At 35.3% G+C, this 22704-nt stretch carries 16 protein-coding genes; 13 read left to right on the top strand and 3 right to left on the bottom strand.

The window, feature by feature from the left end:
* The first annotated feature begins 60 nt into the window (after window positions 1-60).
* From CRO45_RS16890 to CRO45_RS16860, 7 genes are all read left to right on the top strand, one after another.
* The gene (locus tag CRO45_RS16890; protein WP_097150804.1) at window positions 61-1905 is read left to right on the top strand and encodes a bifunctional homocysteine S-methyltransferase/methylenetetrahydrofolate reductase; all 1845 of its coding nucleotides are present in this window, start codon (window positions 61-63) and stop codon (window positions 1903-1905) included.
* Window positions 1898-5329: a methionine synthase gene (metH, locus tag CRO45_RS16885; RefSeq protein ID WP_097150803.1), complete on the top strand. Its 3432-nt coding sequence runs from the start codon at window positions 1898-1900 to the stop codon at window positions 5327-5329. The genes CRO45_RS16890 and metH overlap by 8 nt, the downstream gene beginning before the upstream one ends.
* Window positions 5330-5574: 245 nt before the next feature.
* Window positions 5575-6096: a GNAT family N-acetyltransferase gene (locus tag CRO45_RS16880; protein WP_097150802.1), complete on the top strand. Its 522-nt coding sequence runs from the start codon at window positions 5575-5577 to the stop codon at window positions 6094-6096.
* Between the two features lie 1625 nt (window positions 6097-7721).
* Complete coding sequence (locus CRO45_RS16875) at window positions 7722-9329, top strand: ABC transporter substrate-binding protein (protein WP_097150801.1); 1608 nt, start codon at window positions 7722-7724, stop codon at window positions 9327-9329.
* A gap of 333 nt (window positions 9330-9662) precedes the next feature.
* Entirely contained in the window at window positions 9663-10691 is a 1029-nt protein-coding gene (locus tag CRO45_RS16870; RefSeq protein WP_097150842.1) for a fatty acid desaturase, read from the top strand.
* A gap of 126 nt (window positions 10692-10817) precedes the next feature.
* Entirely contained in the window at window positions 10818-11945 is a 1128-nt protein-coding gene (locus CRO45_RS16865) for a sensor histidine kinase (protein ID WP_097150800.1), read from the top strand.
* A 1-nt stretch (window position 11946) separates the two neighbouring features.
* Entirely contained in the window at window positions 11947-12558 is a 612-nt protein-coding gene (locus CRO45_RS16860) for a response regulator transcription factor (RefSeq protein ID WP_097150799.1), read from the top strand.
* A gap of 60 nt (window positions 12559-12618) precedes the next feature.
* On the opposite strand, the gene CRO45_RS16855 is transcribed toward CRO45_RS16860, so the two are convergent.
* The 3 genes from CRO45_RS16855 to CRO45_RS16845 form a co-directional block, all read right to left on the bottom strand.
* Window positions 12619-13596: a proline dehydrogenase family protein gene (locus tag CRO45_RS16855; protein ID WP_097150798.1), complete on the bottom strand. Its 978-nt coding sequence runs from the start codon at window positions 13594-13596 to the stop codon at window positions 12619-12621.
* 72 nt (window positions 13597-13668) lie between these two features.
* Window positions 13669-14433 (bottom strand): ABC transporter permease, encoded by a 765-nt coding sequence (locus CRO45_RS16850; protein WP_097150797.1) that lies wholly within the window; start codon window positions 14431-14433, stop codon window positions 13669-13671.
* 1 nt (window position 14434) lies between these two features.
* Window positions 14435-15160, bottom strand: a complete 726-nt coding sequence (locus tag CRO45_RS16845) for an ABC transporter ATP-binding protein (RefSeq protein WP_097150796.1) — start codon at window positions 15158-15160, stop codon at window positions 14435-14437.
* Window positions 15161-15338: 178 nt separating this feature from the next.
* On the opposite strand from CRO45_RS16845, the gene CRO45_RS16840 reads away from it, so the two are divergent.
* From CRO45_RS16840 to CRO45_RS16815, 6 genes are all read left to right on the top strand, one after another.
* Entirely contained in the window at window positions 15339-16805 is a 1467-nt protein-coding gene (locus CRO45_RS16840; protein ID WP_097150795.1) for a nicotinate phosphoribosyltransferase, read from the top strand.
* A gap of 16 nt (window positions 16806-16821) precedes the next feature.
* Entirely contained in the window at window positions 16822-17646 is an 825-nt protein-coding gene (gene nadE, locus CRO45_RS16835) for an ammonia-dependent NAD(+) synthetase (protein WP_097150794.1), read from the top strand.
* 126 nt (window positions 17647-17772) lie between these two features.
* Window positions 17773-18117, top strand: a complete 345-nt coding sequence (locus CRO45_RS16830; protein ID WP_097150793.1) for a hypothetical protein — start codon at window positions 17773-17775, stop codon at window positions 18115-18117.
* Window positions 18118-18349: 232 nt separating this feature from the next.
* Entirely contained in the window at window positions 18350-19294 is a 945-nt protein-coding gene (locus tag CRO45_RS16825) for an AAA family ATPase (RefSeq protein ID WP_097150792.1), read from the top strand.
* On the top strand, window positions 19291-20478 hold the full coding sequence (locus CRO45_RS16820) for a DUF58 domain-containing protein (protein WP_097150791.1): 1188 nt from the start codon (window positions 19291-19293) through the stop codon (window positions 20476-20478). Before CRO45_RS16825 ends, CRO45_RS16820 begins: the two co-directional genes overlap by 4 nt.
* Complete coding sequence (locus tag CRO45_RS16815; RefSeq protein ID WP_097150790.1) at window positions 20475-22688, top strand: transglutaminase family protein; 2214 nt, start codon at window positions 20475-20477, stop codon at window positions 22686-22688. Before CRO45_RS16820 ends, CRO45_RS16815 begins: the two co-directional genes overlap by 4 nt.
* The last annotated feature ends 16 nt before the right edge of the window (window positions 22689-22704 follow it).

Genomic DNA, 22704 nt, shown 5'->3' with positions numbered 1-22704 from the left:
TTATGCCTTCTATCTTTCATATAGAGGGCTTTTATTTTTTCTTTTAAGGGAGACGATACAATGGGACTTCGAGAAGCATTGAAGAGTAGGGTATTAACTGCTGATGGTGCTATGGGTACACTTTTATATTCATACGGTTTGGATTATTGCCATGAAGAAATGAATCTAGTTAAACCAGAATTAATCGAAAAAATTCATAGTGAATATATAGCGGCAGGTGCAGATATTATTCAAACAAATACATATGGAGCAAATGCTATTAAACTTGCTCGGTATGGTCTAGAGTCAAAGGTTGTCGAAATAAACGAAGCTGCTATACGCATAGCTAAAAACGCGGTAAATAATGGTGATCAATTTGTTCTCGGTTCAATTGGTGCTATACGTGGTGTACGTAAAAGCGATACAACACTAGAAGAAATTTTGGATGCTATACGTGTGCAAGCCGAAGTATTAATAAAAGGTGAGCTAGATGGCCTTCTACTTGAAACCTATTATGATTTCGAAGAATTAACTGAAACGTTAAAACTTTTACGCACGATGACAGATCTTCCTATCATTGCCCAAGTATCAATGCAAGATCCCGGCGTATTAAGTAATGGATTATCATTAAATGAAGCTTTCAGTGAACTTGAAAAATTAGGTGCAGACCTTGTCGGTGTAAACTGTAAATTAGGACCTTACCATACAATTCAGGCGTTTGAAACTGTGGATTTACCAAAACGTGCATTTTTAACAGCCTATCCAAATGCGTCTCTTTTAGATATAGAAGAAGGTCGAGTCATTTACGAATCGGAAGTAGACTATTTTGCTCGTGCAGCTATTGAATTAACAAATCAAGGAGTTCGTTTAATTGGCGGATGTTGTGGTACAACACCTAAACATATTGAAGCTGTAAAGAAACAATTGGCTAACCGTAAACCAATCGAACAAAAACTTGCTAAACCAGCTAAAGAAGTATTAATACGCGATCCTGAGCCAAGAAATACAGAACCACTTCATGAGAAGGTTAAACGTGAACGTTCAGTAATTGTAGAACTAGACACACCACGTCATCTAGAAGTAGATGCTTTCGTGGAAGGTGCAAAAGCTCTTTATAATAACGGTGCTGATTTAATCATGATGGCAGATAATTCATTAGCTTCTCCGCGAGTTAGTAATTTAGCTATGGGTGCCATTTTAAAACAACATGGTATTCGTACAATGCCACATATTACTTGCCGTGACCGTAATTTAATTGGTTTACAATCTCATTTAATGGGTCTGAATGCTTTAGGTCTACATGATATTTTAGCTGTTACTGGCGACCCGACAAAAGTAGGGGATTTCCCTGGTGCAACAAGCGTTTATGATGTTTCATCTATGGAGTTAATTTCTCTAATTAAGCAATTAAATGAGGGGATTTCATTCTCTGGAAAGGCACTTCGTAAAAAAGCGAATTTCTCTGTTGCGGCTGCCTTTAATCCAAATGTACGTGTATTGGATCGTGCAGTGAGCAGGTTAGAAAAGAAAATAGAGCATGGGGCTGACTATTTTATTTCTCAACCTGTATATACAAAGGAAAAAATTGTAGATATTTACGAAGCGACAAAACATTTAGAAGTACCAATATATATTGGTATCATGCCTCTTACAAGCTTTAGAAGTGCGGAATTTTTACATCATGAAGTTCCAGGCATTAAGTTATCTGATGAGGCTCTTGAGAGAATGAAATCATGTGATGGAGATAAAGTTCGTGAGGCTGAAGAAGGGCTTGCCATTGCTAAGGAATTATTAGATACGGCAACAAAATATTTCAATGGAATCTATTTAATTACACCATTTTTACGCTATGAAATGACTAGCCAACTAATGGATTATATAAAACAACTCGACGAAGAGGTAAAAGGAGTATATGTAAATGGTTAACCATCTGATAGAAGAACAATTGAATAAGCGCATTTTAATTATCGATGGTGCGATGGGGACAATGCTCCAACAGGAAAATTTAACTGCTGATGATTTTGGTGGGGAAGCATTAGACGGATGTAACGAAAATTTAGTATTAACACGCCCTGATGTAATTACAAAAATTCACCGTGAATATTTAAAAGCGGGTGCGGATATTATTTCAACAAATACGTTTGGTGGAACACCCCTTGTATTGAATGAATATGACTTAGGATATAAAGCAGAAGAAATAAATAAAATAGCTGTTCAACTAGCAAAAGCAGCAGCTGAAGAGTTTTCAACAGAGGAATGGCCACGTTTTGTTGCGGGTGCTATAGGTCCAACAACAAAAACGTTATCAGTAACGGGTGGTATTAGCTTTGATGAAATGACTGAGAATTTTTATGTTCAGGCGAAGGCGTTAATTGAAGGTGGAGCGGATCTTTTATTACTTGAAACGAGCCAAGATATGTTGAACGTTAAGGCTGCTTCAATTGGAGTAAATCGTGCATTTGAGGAGACTGGCATAACTTTACCGATCATGGTTTCTGCAACTATTGAGCCAATGGGTACAACTCTTGCAGGGCAAACGATTGAAGCATTTTATATTTCAATAGAACATATAAAACCGTTATCTGTTGGGTTGAACTGTGCGACTGGCCCAGAATTCATGACAGACCATATCCGTTCTCTTTCAGACTTATCAACAAGCTATATAAGTTGTTACCCTAATGCAGGTTTACCAGATGAGGAAGGTCATTACCATGAGTCGCCGGATTCATTATCAAAAAAATTGCGCGGTTTTGCTGAAAAAGGTTGGTTAAATATTGTTGGGGGCTGCTGTGGAACAACTCCAGCTCATATTGAAGCAATTCGCGAAGCTGTTGACGGATACGCTCCAAGACCTCGAAAAGAACTAGCTCATGGGCATGTCGTTTCAGGAATTGAACCACTGCAATACGATGATTCTATGAGGCCACTATTCATAGGGGAACGTACGAATGTTATTGGTTCTCGTAAATTTAAGCAGTTAATCATTGATGGGAAGTTTGAAGAAGCTGCTGAAATTGCAAGAGCTCAGGTGAAAAACGGTGCCCACGTAATCGACATTTGTTTAGCAAATCCTGACCGTGACGAATTAGAAGACATGAAGAATTTCATGCAAGAAGTCGTGAAAAAAGTAAAAGTGCCTTTGGTAATCGATTCGACGGATGAGCGTGTAATTGAAGAAGCACTAAAGTACTCCCAAGGGAAAGCAATCATCAACTCTATCAATCTAGAAGATGGAGAAGAACGTTTCGATGCAGTAATGCCTATTGTGAAAAGATATGGTGCTTCTGTAGTTGTAGGTACAATTGATGAGATAGGAATGGCAACTACGAGGGAGCGAAAGCTTGAAGTTGCTGAGCGTTCTTACAATTTACTAACAGAAAAATGGGGACTAGCACCAGAGGATATTATTTTTGACCCGCTAGTATTCCCAGTTGGTACTGGAGACGAACAATATATAGGTGCAGCGGAAGAGACAATCGAAGGGATTCGTTTGATTAAAGAAAAGTTCCCAAGAGCGTTAACAGTACTTGGTGTTAGTAACGTATCTTTCGGTTTACCACCTGTAGGTCGTGAAATTTTAAATGCTGTTTATTTGTACCACTGTACACAAGCAGGGTTAGACTACGCGATTGTTAATACGGAAAAATTAGAACGTTTTGCTTCAATTCCTGAAGAAGAAATTAAGTTAGCGAATGATTTAATTTTCAATACAAACGATGAAACACTTGCAGTATTTACTGATTTTTATCGTGATAAAAAGAAAGAAAAAACAGAAGCTAAACTACCTGATACTGTAGAAGAACGTCTAGCTTACTATATTGTAGAAGGAACGAAAGAGGGGTTAATCCCTGACCTTGAAGAAGCTAGAAAAATCTTTGATAACCCATTAGATATTATTAATGGTCCTTTAATGGCTGGTATGTCTGAAGTAGGTCGTCTATTTAACGATAACCAGTTAATTGTTGCGGAAGTACTTCAAAGCGCAGGCGTAATGAAAGCAGCAGTCGCACACCTTGAACAGTACATGGAGAAGAAAGACGACAGTGCTGGAAAAGGAAAAATCGTTCTTGCTACTGTAAAAGGTGATGTTCATGATATAGGTAAAAACCTAGTTGATATTATTCTTAGTAACAACGGTTATAAAGTAATTGACCTAGGCATCAAAGTAACCCCAGCAGAATTAATAGCAGCTGTTCGAAAAGAAAAGCCAGATATGATCGGGTTATCTGGATTATTAGTTAAGTCTGCTCAACAAATGGTTCTTACAGCACAAGATTTTAAAGAGGCAGATATTAATTTACCAATTCTTGTTGGTGGAGCAGCGTTATCTAAACGATTTACAGAAACGAAAATAGCGGCTGAATATGAAGGTCCTGTTATTTACTCAAAAGATGCAATGCAAGGGTTGGATCATGCAAATCGTTTAATGGATGAATCAGAACGTGAATTGCTTATTCAAGAACTTGAAGAATCTAAAGAGAAACGCTTACTTGCAGATGCTAAACGTGCAGAGCGACCGGTAAAAGTTGCACCTGCAAAAGTAGCTCGAACTGTAAAGGATGCACCTGTCTTTATTCCAAAAGATTTAGTGCAACATATTACAAGAAATTATTCTGTATCGCATCTACAACCTTATGTAAATATGCGGACTTTAATAGGGCATCATTTAGGGTTTAAAGGGAATGTGGAGAAGGCGTTAGCAGAAAATGACGAACGTGCAACACAATTGCATGAATTAGTAACGGGCTATTTAACATCTGGACTATTAAAGCCATCTGGCATGTATCAGTTCTTCCCAGCACAAGCAGATGGAAACGATGTAGTCATTTACAGTCCGGAAGATGGAAAAACGGAAATTGAGCGATTCCAATTCCCGCGTCAAAGTGTGGAACCATATATGTGTTTATCTGATTTCTTAAAGCCTGTTGATAGTGGAGAAATGGATTACGTGGCATTGATGGTTGTTACTGCGGGACACGGTGTTAGAGATGTTGCAGACCAGTTAAAAGGGGAGGGCAAATTCTTAGAAAGTCATGCTTTACATGCAACTGCACTAGAGCTTGCTGAAGGATATGCAGAGCGAATTCACCAAGAAATTCGTGATGCTTGGGGCTTCCCAGATGCAACTGACTTCACAATGCGTGAACGTTTCGCTGCAAAATATCAAGGTCAGCGTTTCTCATTTGGGTACCCAGCTTGTCCAAATTTAGAAGACCAAGAAAAATTATTTAAGTTATTAAAACCAGAACAAATTGGTGTTCATTTAACAGAAGGCTTTATGATGGAACCAGAAGCAAGTGTATCAGCGATTGTTTTTGCCCATCCAGATGCTAGATATTTTAATGTGTAATAAAGTTTTGTGTGGAAGTAGGGATTTTTTAGTCCCTACTTTTTTCTCTTTAGATTGAAAACTCAGTTTCTCTAGTTAGCGGAATTGGGATACGACTTATTTAGAATTAAGCGAATCATGCACATATTTTTGGATATGTCGTATCTTGAATTCGGCAGAAAGAGAATTTGCGGATTTTTGTTTCTTTTCAAAATTTAATAGTGAAGATAAAATATAGTAATTAATACTCTAAGGGAGTGAGAAGTTTGATTCGAAAAATGAAAATGGAAGACTTAGAAGTAGTGAATGAAATATATAATGATGCCATTGAAAATACGACGGCACTTTATAAATATTCTCCAGAAACGCTGGAGCAGAGAGTGGAATGGTTTTTAGTAAAAGAAAAAAATAATGACCCAAGTTTTGTTTATGAAGAAAATGGTGAGGTTGCTGGTTTTGTAACGTACTCTCAATTCCGTCCTTACCCAGCCTACAAATATACAGTGGAACATTCGGTATATGTACATAAAGATCATTATCGAAAAGGCATCGGATCGAAATTAATGAAACACCTAATTGCCGAAGCGGTAAAACGTGAAGTAAAAACGATGATCGCCTGTATTGACGCAAGTAATGAAGGCAGTATTCTTTCTCATAAAAAATTAGGCTTCTATTATACGGGTGAAATCAAAAATGCCGGTTATAAATTTGGCCGCTGGTTAGACATCGTATTTTATCAATTAGATTTAGAGGGCCCTGCGAATCCGGAGGAGTTACAGGGGAATTAAAGATGGTGGAAGGACCTTTCGAGGTGGCTTGGTGCGGAAAATGTCTTTCATCGAGGGGATGAAAGACATTTTGGGGGGATTTCGTCAACGAAATGTCCTTCATGAAGGGTGTGAAAGACATTTCGGGAGGATTTCGTCAAAGAAATGTCCTTCATGAAGGGGATGAAAGACATTTTGAGAGGATTTCGTCAAAGAAATGTCCTTCATGAAGGGTGTGAAAGACATTTCGAGAGGATTTCGTCAAAGAAATGTCCTTCATAAGTGGGATGAAAGTCATTTTGAGAGGATTTCGGCTTTGAAACGTCCTTCATGGTCCAATAGAAGCTTCATAATAGACAAATCAATTAGAATTTTATACCCCAATGTCCTTTAGACGGCTTATAGTAGACAAATCAACCGTATTCCTCACCCCAATGTCCTTTATAAGGCCTATAAAAGACAAATCAAGTAGAGATCCTCGCCCTAATGTCCATTAGAATCCTTATAAAAGACAAATCAACCGGAATTCCTTAAACTAATGTCCTTTATAAGGCCTATAAAAGACAAATCAAGTAGAGATCCTCGCCCTAATGTCCATTAGACGGCTTATAAAAGACAAATCAGGCAGACTTTCTCCCCCAAATGTCCTTTAGGAGCCTTATAAAAGACAAAACAACTAGAATTCCCCACCCAAATGTCTTTTAGAAGCCTCATAAAAGACAAATCAGGCAGACTTCCTCCCCCAAATGTCCTTTATAAGGCCTATAAAAGACAAATCAATTAGAGATTCTCGCCCTAATGTCCATTAGACGGCTTATAAAAGACAAATCAACCGGAATTCCTCACCCCAATGTCCTTTATAAGGCCTATAAAAGACAAATCAATTAGAGATTCTCGCCCTAATGTCCATTAGAAGCCTTATAAAAGACAAATCAACCGGAATTCCTCACCCCAATGTCCTTTATAAGGCCTATAAAAGACAAATCAATTAGAGATTCTCGCCCTAATGTCCATTAGAAGCCTTATAAAAGACAAATCAACCGGAATTCCTCACCCCAATGTCCTTTATAAGGCCTATAAAAGACAAATCAATTAGAGATTCTCGCCCTAATGTCCATTAGAAGCATCATAAAAGACAATTTAACGAGAATTCCCAATCCAAATGTCCTTTAGGAGCCTTATAAAAGACAAAACAACTAGAATTCCCCACCCAAATGTCTTTTAGAAGCCTCATAAAAGACAAATCAGGCAGACTTCCTCCCCAAAATGTCCATTAGAAGCCTTATAAAAGACAAATCCACTAGATTTCAGCATCCCAATGTCCATTAGAAGCCTTATAAAAGACAAATCCACTAGATTTCAGCATCCCAATGTCCATTAGAAGCCTTATAAAAGACAAATCCACTAGATTTCAGCACCCAAATGTCCTTTATAAGTCCTATAAAAGACAAAACAACCAGACTCCCTCCCCCAAATGTCCATTTAGAAGCCACATAACCCCTTCCACCTCACAAGTGCAGCATTTTGTCGATTTTTGGCGTTTGAATTTATTCATAAAGTCAAATTTTAGGATAATATACTAAGTAAGCAACTTAGATATTAGGCGAATAGTATTAAAAATTAAAGGATAAAAGAGGGGGAAGGCGTTGAAAAGGCATTATCTATTTTTATCGTTATTGTTTGTGTTGCTTCTGTTAGCAGCTTGTTCGGGTAATTCAACGACTACTACAGAAAAAGATGCAACTAAGGACAATGAAACAACAGAAACAGGAACAGATACTGGCACTGAAAATACAAATGAAGTGGCTGAAGTAGATAGAGATCTAGTCATTGCGATCGGTTCAGACATGTTAGGTTTTGACATTCATAACCATAACAATACCTCGACGGAATCGATTCATCAAAATATGTTTGACTACTTGTTCAAACGAGATGAAAGCAATGAGTTGCAGCCATGGTTAGCAGAATCGTATGAAATCATTGATGATACAACCATTCAAGTTGTGTTAAAACAAGGTGTGAAATTCCATAACGGAGATGAATTTACGGCAGAAGACGTGAAATTCACCCTTGAGCGAGTTGCCACAGATAGTGCACTAAAAGAACATCCGAACTATAAACAAATTAAAGAAGTACAAATCATCGACCCTTATACAGTGCAAATTATTACGCATGCGCCTGAACCATCTATCATTCACCGACTTGCACGTTTAGGATCTGGAATGTTACCAAAAAACTATATTGAAGAAAATGGTTGGGATCATTTCTTAACAAACCCCGTAGGTACGGGACCATATAAATTTGTTAAGTGGGATCGAGATAGTCAAATCGTATTTGAACCATTTGATGATTACTTCCTAGGAAAAATTGATGAGTGGGATACAGTTACATTCCGTATTATTCCAGAAGATTCAACTCGTGTATCTGAGTTATTAACTGGTGGTGTTGATATTGCTACGAACATTCCTCCTGCTGACTGGGAGCGTGTTGAAAATAACGATAAGACATCGTTAAAACAGGAAGTATCCAATCGTGTTCTGTTCTTAGTGTTGCGCACAACAGATGGTTATCCAACAGCTGATGTTAAAGTACGACAAGCAATAGACTATGCTATTGATGACGGGGTACTTACGGAGTTTGCTTTACAAGGTGCAGGTATTCCAACATTAACAATGGTAGGACCAGGAAACTTCGGACATGAACCGAGCTTATATAATACGTATAACTATGATTTGGAAAAAGCGAAGCAACTACTTGCTGAAGCAGGATATCCAAATGGATTCGATATGACTCTTCATGCATCTAAAGGACGTTATTTACAAGATGGTGAAGTAGCAGAACTAATCGTAGGTATGTTAGCTCAGGCTGGTATTAATGTTAAATTAGAATTCTCAGAGTGGAGTAATTTTGTACAATTACGTAATGCAAACGAAAATAAAGAGGCATACTTACTTGGTTTAGGAAACTCGATGTATGATGGTGCTTATTCACTCGATCGCTTCCATACAGAACGTTTTGTAGGGCATACAGATTATTCTAATCCAGAAGTGGATGCAATATTAAATGAATCTAGAACGAACATGGACTCTGCATCGCGTGAAGTACAACTACAAGAAATTCAAAAAATCGTCGCTGAAGATGTACCGTATGTTACGCTTTACTTAGAAAAAATTAATACAGGCGTGAATAATGCAATTGACTATACACCTACTTCCGACGAAATGCTGTATGTTCCAACTATTAAGCGTAAATAAAAAATTAAGGCTAGAGGTAATTACCTCTGGCCATTTTTATGTTTAAAAACATCGGTCAATTAACACATATGAAAGAAATAAACTAAAAAATCTAGCATTTTAAACCAACATTATTCATGACAAGTGTCACACATAATGAGAAAAACTATTCCAATACTATTATTAAGATAATTTTATCTTGTATTATTATACATTCTCATTCACATGAATAGCATCGTTATACTATGACATTTGTAATGAATATCTAGTGATGTTTGATTCTATTCCAGGTGAATGAATGTTTGTATGATAAAAGTAATTAATTAGCTAGAAAGAGGGAGTTTTTAAGTGACTATGAATGATGCAGAAAAAACAAAACAGTTACGTAAAGAAGTGGCTGCATATGCAAAAGCTGAAAGAAATAAGAGTATAATGCAGATGATTAACACCATCATTCCACTTTTACTATTGTGGTCTGCGGGGTATTACTTAGTACAATTTTCCCCTTGGTATGCTGTAGCTTGTGGAGTTTTATCTTCGGCTTTCTTAGTTAGAACCTTTATCATTTTCCATGACTGTACACATGGATCGTTCTTTAAGAATAAAAAAGCAAATGATATTGTAGGGAATATAACTGGGATTTTAACGTCATTTCCATATATGAAATGGAGAAGAGAACATTTAATTCACCATGCTTCTAGTGGAAATCTTGATAAGCGCGGTATTGGTGATATTGATATGCTTACTGTTGATGAATACTTAGCGAAATCTAAATTAGGTCGTCTTGGATACCGTTTGTATCGTAACCCGATTGTTATGTTTGGTTTAGGACCGCTTTATTTAGTGCTAGTATTAAATCGTTTTAATAAAAAAGATGCGAAGAAAAAAGAACGTTTAAATACACACTTTATTAACTTAATGGTGTTATTACTTTGTGCAACACTGATTTATTTCTTTGGATGGCAATCGTTTTTACTAGTTCATGGAATTACATTGTTTGCAGCAGGTTCAATGGGGATTTGGTTATTCTACATTCAACATACGTATGAAGATTCGTATTTTGAATACGATCCAGAGTGGGATTACGTGAAAGCTGCGGTTGAAGGTAGCTCGTTTTATAAATTACCAAAAGTATTACAGTGGGTAACGGGTAATATCGGGTACCATCATGTGCACCATCTAGCGCCAAGAGTTCCGAACTATAAGCTAGAAGAGGCGCATGAGTCAATCACACCGTTACAAAAAGCAACAACAATCACGCTTAAAACAAGTCTTGAGTCTATTAGATACAAACTATATGACCCTAAGCAGAAAAAGTTTGTCACTTTTAAAGAAGTAGATAGAAAAGTGCCAGTGAAAAATAATAAATCAATTCATGCGTAAGGAGGAATTTGTCTCAAAAGTACCAAGTTACTTTTGAGACTTTTCCTTTTACTGATAAGGAGTAAGTGTTAGAAAATTGTTCTACTGTTATAATATAAGGAAAACAAATATACTGTGAGGTCTATAATGCAAAGTTGGTATACGATTTTCCCGAAAAACCCTTGGATTAGTATTTATGTTTGGATTATTTTTTGCATTTTGCCTTTTTATTTTCTCGTTCGTTCTTATTCATATATTCAAATTATTATAGGTATTGTATTAGTACTTATCTATTTTATATCCCACTGGTTGTCCTTTAACTCAAAAAATGGACTTGTATACATGTGGATTAGTTTTGAAATGGTATTAAACGTCATTATGACTTTAATGTTCGGATATGTTTATTTATCATTGTTTACTGCGTTCTTTATAGGGAATATCCGTAATGCTGTCGGATTTTATATTATGTATGGACTACATATTGGCTTTACAGTGATATCCATTGTATTTGGATACTTCCTAAATTTAAACCTATTTCTTTCACAAACTCCGTTTCTTATTATTACAGTACTTGGGGTTGTATTACTGCCATTTACATTATATAGTCGAAATAAAAGGGAAAATTTGGAGGGTGAACTTGAGGTTGCTAAAGAGCGAATTGCAGAGTTAATCATTTATGAAGAACGTCAACGTATAGCACGTGATTTGCACGATACACTTGGTCAAAAGTTATCACTAATCGTCTTGAAAAGTGATCTTGCAAATCGTCTTGTATCAAAAAATCCAGATGATGCAGTAAGTGAACTAAAAGATATCCGCCATACAGCAAGTATTGCTTTAAAGGAAGTACGAGAACTCGTTTCCAATATGCGGGCGATTAAATTAAGAGAAGAATTAATCCGTGTTGAACAACTACTAACTGTAGCTAACATAAGGTATGAAATTGTTGGAGATATTCAACACCTAAACATGCCAGTTTTAGTAGAGAATGTATTAAGTATGTGCTTAAAAGAAGGTATTACCAATGTAGTAAAGCATAGTCATGCTAAAAAGTGCATAATTACGATTGGACAAGATGATAATGAAATATTTATCAAAATTCATGACGATGGTAAAGGGATCAGTCAAAATGATAATTTTTATGGTAACGGTTTAAGAGGAATGGAAGAGCGACTTGAATTTATCAATGGTTCAATTTCGTTAGACAGTAATAAAGGTACGACACTAAACATATCAGTTCCACTTGCCATTACACATCAGGAGAGGAGTGAATGATTTGATTCGAATTGTTATAGCTGAGGATCAAGGAATGCTCTTAGGAGCGATGAAATCACTGCTTAATATGGAAGAAGACATGGAAGTAGTAGGGCTTGCAAAAAATGGTGAAGAAGCCATTAAACTTGTTGAACAACTACAACCAGATATTTGTATTATGGATATTGAAATGCCTTTGAAAACTGGTTTAGATGCGGCAGAACATTTACATTCTATTCAAAGTGATTGTAAGATTATCATTCTAACTACGTTTGCACGACCTGGTTATTTTGAAAGAGCACGTAAAGCGGGAGTTAGAGGTTATTTACTGAAGGATAGTCCTATTGAAGAGTTAGTCCAATCGATTCGAACGATTATTGATGGAAAAAGAATTTTTGCACCGGAATTAGTGGATTTTGTATATGAAGATGAAAGTGAAAACCCGTTGACTGACCGTGAAAGTCAAGTGCTAGAACTGGTGGCTGAGGGCAAAACAACAAAGGAGATTGCTTCTGAATTGTTTTTGTCTCAGGGAACTGTCCGCAATTACATTTCAACGATATTAGATAAATTAGGTGTTGGAAATCGTATTGAGGCCATTTCCCGTTTTAAAGAAAAAGGTTGGAATAAATAATTTGTAACTAAAATAGGCTATCAATCTAGCAGATTGTTAGCCTATTTATTATTTCATATTTTATTTATTTCTTTTAGTTAAACGTCCTAAGATGAAAGCAGCAGCTGCCACTCCAAGAACTGTATTTGTTTTCTTATTAAATACTTGTTTAGTTACTAGATTAATATTTTGTGGACGTTCTGCTAGGCGACGCATGAAATAGCCATACCAGTCACTACCAAAAGGTACATAAGTACAGAAGTTATAACCTTCTTTTGCAAGTTCTAATTGCATTTCTTTACGGAATCCATAAAGCATTTGGAATTCAAATTTATCCTTAGAGATATTATGATCTTTTACAAACTGTTTAACGTGGTTAATAACGTTATGATCATGAGTAGCGATTGATGTGAATTTACCGTGCAATAGATGATATTCAATTAGTTCAATGAAATTCAAATCGATATCGAGCTTATCTTGATAAGCAACTTCTGCAGATTCTTTATAAGCTCCTTTAACAAGACGTAAACGATAGTCTTTATATTTTTCAATGTTTTCTTTCGCGTTAAAGAAATATGCTTGGATCACAGTTCCTATGTTGTCGTATGTTTCTGAAATTTTTTCCATTAATTCAAAGGTTGGTTGAAGGCGATCGTATGTTTCTTGATCGAAATTTACATGCATATTGTATTGATGAGCTTTTCCAACTATCTCCATTAAGTTATCATAACAAAAGTCATAGTCGATATCTAAACCTACTTGAGATGGTTTAACTGAAATGTGAGAATCTATACCATTTTCGTGAATCGCTTCAATTACTGCTAAAATTTCATCTTTTGCTTTAATAGCTTCTGATTTTTCATATACGAATTCACCTAAATTATCAACAGTACAAGAAATGCCTAGTCGGTTTAATTCCTTCATACTTTCGATAGCTTCTTCAATATTCGTTCCAGCCACTACACTTTGTGCTCCTAATTTAAGACCATATTTTTGTGCAGCGTTGTTTAATAATTGATTTTCAGATAATTGAATGAAAAAGTCTCTAAGCAATGGCATATATATTAACTCCTTCTTTTTTCTAAAAATTATAACATAGTTAGAAAATTCTAGTTTAAAATTATTAATAGTTTAAATCTTCTGATTATTAGCTTCTAAAAATTGAATTCTTTCATTAAATAAGGTTGGGTACGATAAAAAGCCGACTAAGATACTAGACAGTGCTGCAGTCGTTAACAGTGCAAAAATGATTAATATTTGAAATTGAACTGCGACAACGGGATCGGCTCCTCCGATAATTTGTCCACTCATCATCCCTGGTAGTTGTACAAGACCAATCGTTTTCTGGCTTTCAATTGTTGGAATCATACTTGCTTTAATTGCATTAATAAGCTGAGTATGAACTGCTTGTTTTGGAGTACCACCTAGTGAAAGTATCAATTCAATAGAATCTTTATTTGATTCGATTTCTGCGGTAAAACGATTTAAAAACAAAATTGAAAGAACCATAGAATTACCGATTAACATTCCGCTAATAGGGATTATATATTGAGCCGTAGCTGGAACGATATTTAATCCAAGTAAAATACTTTGTGTCACTACTTCAACAATAATTAAAGTCGTTGCTATTTTCCATGTAATACCTCTGATTGTTTTCCCTTTTTTTCTTGCATTTAAAGTAGCAGCAACAATCATCAAGGCAATCATTAAGAAAATGTATATGTAGCTATCTGAATCAAAGACAAATTTTAATACATAACCTACTGCTAAAAGTTGAATAATGGAACGTACTGTTGCAAAAATCGTGTCTTTTTCAAGGCCTAATTGTAATGTTCTAGATAAAATAAGCGGGATTAATACAAAGATGAGTGTTAATGCCAAAGATGTATATGTCATATTAAATTTTCCCTTCAAAAAATTGTTGTACTTTAATATTTCTTGTACTGCTAAAAATTGAATGATCTCCACTTTCTATTAATTGACCCTTCATCATTACCCATATGAAATCTCCAAGTTCCTTAGCTTGTTCGATATTATGAGTAATCCAAACAATAGTTACCCCATATTTTTCTTTTATATTAACGATGAGCTGTTCAATTTCGTTTGTGGAAATTGGATCGAGTGCTGAAGTGATTTCATCCATTAATAATATTTTAGGTCGATTAATTAATGTACGGGCTATAGCCAGCTTTTGTTTTTGTCCACCAGATAGATCAGAGGCATCTCTATTTAGGAAGCTATCCTCTAGTCCGACGGTAGTTAACATTGCTGTTGCTTCATCTTTGGATAAATTCTTTTTTTGTAACTTGAGAGGTAGCGCTAAATTTTCAAATACAGATCCACGAATTATGGGTGCGTTTTGTAAGACAATACCAACTTGTCGTCTTAGAGATGTGGGTTCAAAATCGGTGATATGTTTATGTTCAACTAAAATGTCACCGTTTGTAGGTGAGATTAATCCATTACATAATTTTAGTAACGTTGTTTTGCCTGCACCCGAAGGTCCGACAAGCGCGGTAATTTTTCCTTTATATATATCTCCTGACACGTTATTGAGAATTATTGTTTCATTTCTTTGGTAACTAACATTTTGAAATTGTATTGAAGTTTCTAGATTGTCCATATGGGTAAGTCTCCGTTTCAATTGAAATTTTTAGTGTATAAGCATTTATTAAACAAAAAATAGACAGTCTAATATAAAATTAGTATGAGCTTAATTATTAGAATAACTGATTTTTACTCTACATTTTACAAATAGTGTATACTATGACTAATTATGAAATTGGAAGAAGGGACTTCTTATGAAAACAAATTACCCAGACGATAGCTTATCTTTACACACAGATTTATACCAAATAAATATGGCAGAAAGTTATTGGGCTGATGGAATTCATAATCGTAAGGCGATCTTTGAGTTGTATTTCCGTAAATTACCATTCGGAAATGGCTACGCAGTTTTTGCTGGATTAGAGCGCATGTTAGATTATTTAAAGAACTTCCGATTTAGCAAATCAGATATCGAATATTTGAAACAGCTAGGATATCAAGATGACTATATTGAATATTTAAAGACGGTTCGTTTTACAGGTTCAATGTATTCAGTAGTTGAAGGCGAAATAGTATTTGCAAACGAGCCATTAGTTCGAATTGAAGCAACTTTAGCTGAAGCTCAACTTATTGAGACAGCCCTTTTAAATATTGTAAATTACCAAACACTTATAGCAACAAAAGCAAGCCGTATTAAAAATATAATTCCAAACGATGTAGCTGCTGAATTTGGGTCAAGAAGAGCACAAGAAATGGATGCTGCAATCTGGGGTGCACGTGCTGCAATTATCGGTGGATTTAATTCAACATCGAATGTAAGAGCAGGTAAGTTATTTAATATTCCGGTATCTGGAACTCATGCACATGCAATGGTTCAAGCTTATAAGAGTGAGTATGAAGCATTCCATTCTTATGCAGCAAGACATAAAGATTGTGTCTTTTTAGTTGATACTTACAATACTTTAAAATCAGGTGTTCCTAATGCTATTCGAGTTGCAAAAGAATTGGGCGATAAAATTAACTTTATAGGAATAAGATTAGATAGTGGTGATATTTCCTTCCTATCAAAAGAAGCACGCAAAATGTTAGATGAAGCAGGATTCAAAGATGCTAAAATTATCGTTTCAAACGATCTAGATGAGTACACGATATTAAACTTAAAAGCACAGGGCGCAAAAGTTGACTCTTGGGGAATTGGTACGAAGTTAATTACAGCATACGACCAACCAGCTCTAGGTGCTGTATACAAAATCGTATCTATCGAAAACGAGTTCGGTGAAATGGAAGATACAATTAAAATAACAGCAAATGCTGAAAAAGTATCAACACCTGGTTTAAAAAGTTTATATCGTATCATTAATAAAGCAAACGGCAAAGCAGAAGGCGATTATATCGTAATGGCAGATGAAGACCCTAGCTCAGAAGAACGAATTAAAATGTTCCATCCAGTCCATACATTTATCTCAAAATTTGTTACAAATTTTGAAGCGCAAAACTTACATCAAAAAGTAATTGATCAAGGTGAAGTTGTATACAGTAGTCCTTCTGTTATGGAGATGCAAAAATATGCATTTGAACGATTAGACCAATTATGGGATGAGTACAAACGCTCACTAAATCCAGAAGAATATCCTGTAGACTTAAGCCAAAAATGTTGGGATAACAAAATGAGAAATATTCAAGAAGTGCGCGAAATGGTTCAAAACATGGAAAATATGTAAGGAGGAATAATGCCTCATGAACTTGCAAAGTAAAATCATTGAAGAATTAAAAGTACTACCAAAAATAGATCCAGAAGATGAAGTACGTAAATCCGTAGATCTTTTAAAAGAATACGCTAAAAAGCATTCATTTTTAAAAGGTTTTGTTATTGCTATTAGTGGTGGACAAGATTCTACGTTAGTAGGTAAATTAGTACAAATTGCAGTGGATGAGTTAAATGAAGAAGTAGGAGAAGAAACATATACGAATTTTGCAGTAAGACTTCCCTACGGTGTACAAGCAGATGAACAAGATGCACAAGATGCCATTCAATTTATAAGACCTACTAAAATAATTACAGTGGATATTAAACCGGCAGTTGATGCAAGTGTTAAATCTTTAAAAGAGGCTGGCATAGAATTAAGTGATTATGCTAAAGGAAACGAAAAAGCGCGCGAACGTATGAAAGTTCAATATTCAATCGCTGCAATGAATAATGCAGTTGTTGTAGGAACAGACCATGCTGCTGAAGCAGTTACAGGTTTTTATACAAAGTTTGGTGATGGTGGAGTCGATATAACTCCGATTTTCAGACTAAATAAACGCCAAGGTAGACAGCTATTAGCTCACTTAGGTTGTCCAGAGCATCTTTTCTTAAAAACGCCAACAGCTGATTTAGAAGAAGAACGACCTGCACTTCCTGATGAAACAGCTTTAGGTGTAACTTATGAAGTTATTGATGATTATTTAGAAGGTAAAGAAGTTCCAGAAGAATCACGTAAAGTGATTGAGGGTCATTATATAAGATCGCAGCATAAGCGCCATTTACCGATAACAGTTTTTGATGACTTTTGGAAATAAAGAAAACGAGAAATGGAAACCAGACGAGGTAAATTTAGTCTGGTTTTCTTTACTTTTACCAATTATCTCCGATACTAAAGGTAGAGATTCTATATTGTATTTATATTGGAAGGGGGTAAGTGCACCATGAGGACTTCACGTATACAAGGTATAACTAGTAGTGTTTTCCGCAATTCCAGACAATATTTACAAACAAATGAGCGCGTCTTCCGATTGCTGGATGAAGGGGAAGAAAAGAGAGAAAAGTCCACTCAACATCAAAACGGTAAGGAAAAGCAGGGAAATGCACCTCAAAAAACAGATGCTCCAATGAGATTGATAAGAAATAATAGAAAAGCTATTTTTGTAAAAGGGGTTCAAAGTGACGCCAATTCAATGGCTGAGCTTCATAATTACCTATTAAAAAAGACATCAAAAATAAAACATGTATCGAAGAAGTCTCAAATAAGCACTTATCGTTCGTCCATTTAAATTACTAATTTAATAATAAGTCTGTATCAAAAATGATGCAGGCTTTTTTTATTATATTGTATAAGTTTTACATATATAGATAAGTTTAAGAATATATACTGTTTGTTACATATTGTAAAAATACATTAAACTAAAATGAATTAGTTGTTTTCAAACAAGGTTTTCGTTATGCTTTAAATATATTTTTTGTAAATTCTGACTACTGTTGGGGATTGCTTGGGAGGTTTGGAAAATGCATCAAAAAATTGAATCAATAATTAGTAATATAGAAAAAGTAATGATTGGTAAACGAGAAGTTGCGCAATTAAGTGTTGTTGCGATGTTAGCAGGTGGGCATGTTTTACTTGAAGATGTCCCTGGTGTTGGTAAAACTATGATGGTTCGTTCTCTAGCAAAATCCGTTGGCGCGGAGTTTAAACGTATTCAATTTACACCAGATTTACTACCTTCAGATGTAATAGGTGTTTCAATATATAATCCGAAAACATTACAGTTTGAATTTAGACCAGGTCCAATTTTAGGAAATATTGTATTAGCTGACGAAATCAATCGAACTTCTCCTAAAACACAATCCGCATTATTAGAAAGTATGGAAGAGGCATCGATTTCAATCGATGGTCAAACGATTCATATTCCAAAACCGTTTTTTGTTATGGCAACACAAAATCCAATTGAATATGAAGGAACATATCCATTACCAGAGGCCCAGTTAGATCGATTTATGCTGAAAATTCGAATGGGTTATCCGTCTCCACAAGAAGAAGTAGAAGTACTTAGACGTGCGGAACATAATCAACCAATCGGTACATTAGATTCGGTTATTTCTCTAGAAGAATTATTAGAGCTTCAAGAAGAAGTGAAAAATATTTATGTAGAGGATTCTATAAAAGCGTATATTGTACAGATTGCAAGAGCAACTAGAAAAGTGAGTGAGGTATATCTAGGTGTAAGTCCTCGTGCTTCAATCGCACTTATGAAAGCTTCTCAAGCATTCGCAAAAATGCAAAACCGCGATTATGTAATACCAGATGATGTTCAATATTTAGCACCGTATGTTTTTGCACACAGAATCATTTTAAGACCAGAAGCAAGATATGAGGGGATTACTCAAGAGGCAATATTAAACCGTATCATCAACAAAGCAATAGTTCCTATAAAAAGGTACGCTGAGAAATGACAAAGGTAAAACCTGTCTTCAAAAAAATAGGTAGTCTAATCCTCATACTATTGTTAATGGTTGTCACCTTTAGCTATGCAATGTTTCAAGGCGGATTCGTTAGCTGGTTTCTCTTTTATTCATTAATACCATTTTTACTGTACTCTTTCTTACTATTTCTTGTACCTATTAATATTCATAATGTTCATAGAGAAATTAATCCCTCTGTTGTTGAAAGAGGAGATACAGCTCGTATTTCTGTCCGCTTTCAAAATAAAACTTGGTTGCCGCTTCTTTTATTAACAGTGCGTGAAATTGACCTTGATAAGCAATTTTCAGATAAAGCAAATGGCAACGTAAGCAACATTTTCTTTGTGGGCTGGAAAAGGAATTTTGAATGGACGTATGAATTAAGAAATTTAAATAGAGGGCAATTTACGTTTCAAGGGTTAGAATTTACAGTATCAGACTTTTTCGGATGGGCAACACGAAAAAAGGTAGTAAATGACACTCAAAGTTTTATCGTCTATCCGAAAATTACGGAATTACGATATCAACAAGTACAAATGCAGTACGATCAAGGTGGAATTGCATCGGTTGTACCAATTGTAAAAGATACTAGTATGGTTACAGGTGTAAGAGATTACCAAGCTGGAGACCGATTCTCTTGGATACATTGGAAATCGTTTGCTAAAAATGAAACCCTTCGAACAAAGGAGTTTGAAGATAGAACAACTCAGCATATTTTCCTTTGTATCGATCGTACACAGCTTTACAATTTCGAAGAGGTAGTGGACTTGTCCGCATCCATCCTTCGTACAGTTGTTAAAAACCAAGGGGATATTTCATTTTTGTCGTATGGTAATACGAGGAGCTATTTCCCGAATGTAAAAACCCAAAGTCAATTTCAAAAAGTGTTGAAGCATTTAGCTACTGTTATGCCAGATGCCAACGAATCCATCTATTCTATACTTACAAAAGAATTAAAAAGTTTAAATTCTTCTACCTTCATATTTATTACAGGTAATTTTACAGATGAACTATCGCATTTCTTCATGAACAGCACGAGCTTAATGCGTGGGGCAATCTGCTTTGTATTAAATGATGGGGGTGGGATGACGAAAAGAAATTATCCAAATGTAAAAGTTATTTCACTATCAAGAGAACATTTTAAAAATGCATTCACGGAGGTGTCAAAGCCGTGAAAGTAAAATCATTTCATTATACTGAACTCGGTCTATATTATCTTGTTGTTTTTTTAATATTACAAGAATGGTTAATTCCCATTTTAGAACTGACAAAAACAGGTCATATGGGATTAATTTTAATATTTATCGGAATATGTTTAACGATTAGCCTATTTAATGTTCACTTCATTATTTCGTGGATTGTAAAAATAACTTATATTGGTTGGTTTATAGCAAAGGTTTATAAGGATCTCTCATTTTTAACTTCTGATGGCTTCTCCTTTTTACTTTCTGAGATGCAATATAATCTAGTAGTTGTCATTAGTGGAAGATGGCTTGAAATAACGGATCCTTTCCGAACGTTTTTATTCTTTGTTTTAATTTGGATGTTAATTTATTTAATTCATTATTGGATTACTGTAAGAAGAACAATTTTTTATTTCCTTATACTAACGATTTTCTTCATTGCTACATTAGATACTTTTACAGAATATGATGGTACCTATGCAATGGTGAAGGTTGTGATACTGGGACTTTTAATGACAGTGTTTTTATATGTAAAAAATATAATTATACAATCGGGTATTACCGTACATTGGTACAAATACTTCAATCTAGTTATGCCTGCAATTCTCTTAATAGGATTAGTGAGTGTAGTAGGTATTGTTTTACCGAAATCAGATCCCCAGTGGCCAGACCCAGTACCATTTATTAAAGCGGCAACTGGGCAAGGGGATGGAGTTGAAGGTGGAAATAGTGTCTCCAAGGTTGGCTATGGAACGAATGATAGTAGACTCGGTGGAGCGTTTGTTGCCGATGATACAGTTGTGTTTTTAGCACAGGCAGATGCTAAGCAGTATTGGCGAGTAGAAACAAAAGACTTTTATACATCAAAAGGTTGGGAACAATCCGCCAATATACCGAATGAGTCCGCCTACTTCAATGTGAGTGAGGACATAAATTATTCGTTACCAACAGGGCCTGAGGAAAATGCAAAAATTGCAGAAATTACACAAATTAATCCGTTTGATTTTATCATGCAACCTTATGGTATGAAGAGAGTTGAATTAGACCCTGATTATAATAGTGAATACTCTGAACTCGGTTTGATAATGAATACCAACACCGAGAAAATTTACCCTTATGGTGATGATAAAATATTAAAATTAGATAGATATAGTGTTGTATATAGTAAGCCGACTTATTTATATAGTGATTTACAGAGTGAGCCAACAGTGCCTATTGACCCGGTTGCTTTTGAACCTTATCTACAACTTCCGGATACGTTACCTGATCGTGTAGTTGATTTAGCAAATGACATTGTAAAAGGTGCTACAACCCCTTATCAAAAAGCAAGGGCGATAGAAAGTTATTTTTCTAGAAATGGCTATAAATACGAGACTGATAACGTAGCAATTCCTACTGCAGATCAAGATTATGTTGACCAATTTTTGTTTGAAACAAAAATGGGATATTGTGATAACTTCTCTACTTCGATGGTAGTCATGCTACGTTCGCAAGGTATTCCAGCTCGATGGGTAAAAGGCTTTATGGGTGGAGAGATTGTCGACACGAATGGATCTATTAGAACTTACGAAGTAACAAATAATAATGCCCATTCTTGGGTCGAAGCTTATATTCCAAACGTTGGCTGGGTAAACTTTGAGCCTACTGTAGGATTTTCAAATATGCGTTCTATTGAGTTTGATATTGAAACAAGTGATCGTGAAGAAGAATTAGTTCTTGAAGAAGAACAACAACAAACTGTGGAAGAATTGGAAAGAGATAGAGAGCAGCAACCAACTTCTAATAGAAATGATAAAAACTTCTTCGCTAACCTAGTGGATCTCATTAACCGAAATCACATTTTCTTTGTAATTATTAATCTTTCAATTTTATTTGCGGGTATAATTTTATTAATTACTCGTAAAAAATGGTTGCCAAAATTGTATGTACAACTGAATCGAAGAAAGACAATGAACGAAGCATCGTTCGAAACGATGTATACACAATTGTTAAAGGTGCTTGAATTTAGAGGTTACAAACGAAAAAATGACCAAACACTACATTCTTTCGCGAAAGAGATTGATAGCACTTTTGGTACAAATGAGATGTCTAAGATTACTCATGTTTATGAACAATATATATATGGTAAACATGATGAAAACATTGACTTTAACAAACTGAAAGAAAGTTGGGAATATTTAATCAATCGTAGTAGCAGTTGATTTTAGGTAACAGTAG

Origin of the sequence: Ureibacillus acetophenoni (assembly GCF_900220965.1) — a bacterium.
GTDB lineage: Bacteria > Bacillota > Bacilli > Bacillales_A > Planococcaceae > Ureibacillus > Ureibacillus acetophenoni.
The sequence above is the reverse complement of the archived record's forward strand: the minus strand, read 5'-3'. Positions and strand labels throughout refer to the sequence as shown.